Origin of the sequence: Micromonospora sp. NPDC047753 (assembly GCF_040642735.1) — a bacterium.
Taxonomy (GTDB): domain Bacteria; phylum Actinomycetota; class Actinomycetes; order Mycobacteriales; family Micromonosporaceae; genus Micromonospora.
On the sequence record NZ_JBEYSL010000751.1, the window covers coordinates 1 to 2,280 of the forward strand.

Here is a 2,280-nt window from a genome sequence, read left to right on the forward strand (position 1 = left end):
GGGTTCGCCATCCCGATCGACCAGGTGCAGCAGACCGCCGACACGATCATCGGCAAGGGCGGCTGAGCTGCCCGAACACCCCTGACGTGGCCGCGTTGGACGACCTGGAGGCCGCCTGCGCCTCCGGAACGTTCCGCCCCACCATCGACGACGAGGACGTGCACACCGCGCTGGAGCGCGGTCTGCTGGAGCGTCTCGGCAGCCTCGGTGGCAAGCTGCGCGCCGGCCGGTCCCGCAACGACCAGGTCGCCACCGACCTGCGGCTCTACCTGCGCGACCACGCCCGCGGCGTGGCCAGCCGCCTGGTCGAGTTGGCGGAGGCGCTGGTCGAGCAGGCCGAGCGGCACATCGACACCGCCGCGCCGGGCATGACCCACCTCCAGCACGCCCAGCCTGTCACCTTCGGGCACTGGCTGCTCGCCCACGTGCAGCCGCTGCTGCGCGACCTCGAACGGCTGCGCGACTGGGACCACCGGGCGGCGATCAGCCCGCTCGGCGCGGGCGCCCTGGCCGGTTCCGGGCTCCCACTGGACCCGGTGGCGGTGGCCAAGGAGTTGGGCTTCCGTACGTCGTTCGCCAACTCGATGGACGCCGTCGCCGACCGGGACTTCGTGGCCGAGTTCCTCTTCACCACCGCCCTGATCGGGGTGCACCTGTCCCGGCTCGGCGAGGAGGTGGTGCTCTGGACCTCGCACGAGTTCGGCTGGGTGGAGCTGGACGACTCCTTCGCCACCGGCTCGTCGATCATGCCGCAGAAGAAGAACGCGGACATCGCCGAGCTGGCCCGGGGCAAGTCCGGGCGTCTGGTCGGCGGCCTGATGACAGTGCTCACCATGCTCAAGGGCCTGCCGATGACCTATGACCGGGACATGCAGGAGGACAAGGAGCCGGCCTTCGACGCGGTCGACACCCTGGAGCTGCTGCTTCCGGCCCTGGCGGGAATGATCTCCACGATGACGGTCCGGGTGGACCGCCTCGTCGCCGCCGCCCCGGTCGGCTTCTCCCTCGCCACCGAGGTCGCCGACTGGCTGGTCCGACGCAACGTGCCGTTCCGCGACGCGCACGAGATCACCGGCCAGTTGGTGGCGCTCTGCGCTGCTCGGGAGTGCGAGCTCAACGACGTCTCCGACGAGGACCTGGCCGCGATCAGCGGGCACCTCGACCCGTCGGTGCGCGACGTGCTCTCGGTCCGTTCGGCTCTCGCGGCCCGGACCACCCCCGGTTCCACCGGCCCCGGCCCGGTCGCCGACCAGCTCGCCGCCGCGGCGGATCGGCTGGCAGGGTGGCGGGAGTGGGCCACCGAGCGGGTCGTTCCGCGCTGAGCCGTGCCGTGGCGTCGGCGCCTGCCGCCGGCGCCGCGGCGGTTCAGGCCGTCGGGCGCTCCCGCTTGGGGAGCTTGGCCACCACCATGTCGTACGACGAGTCGACAGCCTCGGTCAGCTCGTCGTCGTCGATCCCGCCGTTGAGGCACAGAGTGTTCCATCCGGACCGGCCGATGTAGGCCATCACGCTGGCGTCGTCGGGGTGCCGGTGCAGCCACTCGTCGGCCACCTCCCGGGTCGCCCCGCACTTGATGCCGACCGTGGGCTTGCCGCTGTCGCTGCCGAGGAACGCGAAGATCCGGCTGCCCACCTTCACCACCTCGTCGCCCTCCCACGGCTGGTCCAGCCACGCTCCCGGCTTGGCCAGGCAGTACGCCAGCATCTCCGCGCGCTCCATGGGTGCCTCCTCGTCGTGCGCACAGTGTGCCCGCCCGACTGCTGTCGCACACGCGCCGTGCCGGTCCGACGGGCGCGGTCGTCAGGAGGTCTGGTCGGCCGAGCGGGCGGCGACCCGCTCGTAGCGCTGCCGGGCCGCCTGCGCGCTGCCCAACCCCAGCCCGTACGCGATCGCCTGCCAGGTCAGCCCCCGGTCGCGGGCCAGCGTCAGCAGGCCGGCCTCCAGGGCGTCCAGTTCGGCGCGGACGTGGGGCAGCAGGGTCAGAGCGGCGGTCAGGTCGGCGGCGTCGATCGGCTCCTCAGCGGGTTCGCGTTCGGCCCCGCCGGCGGCCAGCGCGGTGACCAGGGCGACCGCCTCCCACGGGTCGAGCACGTACGGGTGGGCCCACCGGCCCCGCCGGGTGTCGGTGCCGGCGTGCCGCTCGCTGATCCGCTGTAACGCCTCGTGGGTGCGGTGGGCGCGGGCCCGGCCCGGGTCCGGCGCGGTGAAGATGTCCTCGGTCGTCATACCCCGAGCACATCGTATGAACACTCGATTGTCAACAGATTGTTGAAGCCTGGC

The 2,280-nt window shown here is 72.5% G+C and carries 2 protein-coding genes and 1 pseudogene; 1 reads left to right on the forward strand and 2 read right to left on the reverse strand.

Annotated elements, in window-relative coordinates; translation table 11 throughout:
* Positions 1–89 precede the first annotated feature (89 nt).
* Positions 90–1,322 (forward strand): annotated as a pseudogene (gene argH, locus ABZ749_RS34100) (argininosuccinate lyase); the annotation flags it as partial.
* A gap of 43 nt (positions 1,323–1,365) precedes the next feature.
* Here the strand turns inward: argH and ABZ749_RS34105 are convergent.
* Together ABZ749_RS34105 and ABZ749_RS34110 are read right to left on the reverse strand one after the other, a co-directional pair.
* Complete coding sequence (locus tag ABZ749_RS34105) at positions 1,366–1,719, reverse strand: MmcQ/YjbR family DNA-binding protein (RefSeq protein WP_357235277.1); 354 nt, start codon at positions 1,717–1,719, stop codon at positions 1,366–1,368.
* Between the two features lie 81 nt (positions 1,720–1,800).
* Positions 1,801–2,226 carry a DNA-binding protein gene (locus ABZ749_RS34110; RefSeq protein WP_357235280.1) on the reverse strand — a complete coding sequence of 142 codons (426 nt, stop codon included), beginning with the start codon at positions 2,224–2,226 and terminating at the stop codon, positions 1,801–1,803.
* Positions 2,227–2,280: the final 54 nt, after the last annotated feature.

Bases quoted from the DNA above. Each gene is read 5' to 3' on its own strand.
- ABZ749_RS34105 (WP_357235277.1), bottom strand. From the start codon at position 1,719: ATGGAGCGCGCGGAGATGCTGGCGTACTGCCTGGCCAAGCCGGGAGCG.
- ABZ749_RS34110 (WP_357235280.1), bottom strand. From the start codon at position 2,226: ATGACGACCGAGGACATCTTCACCGCGCCGGACCCGGGCCGGGCCCGC.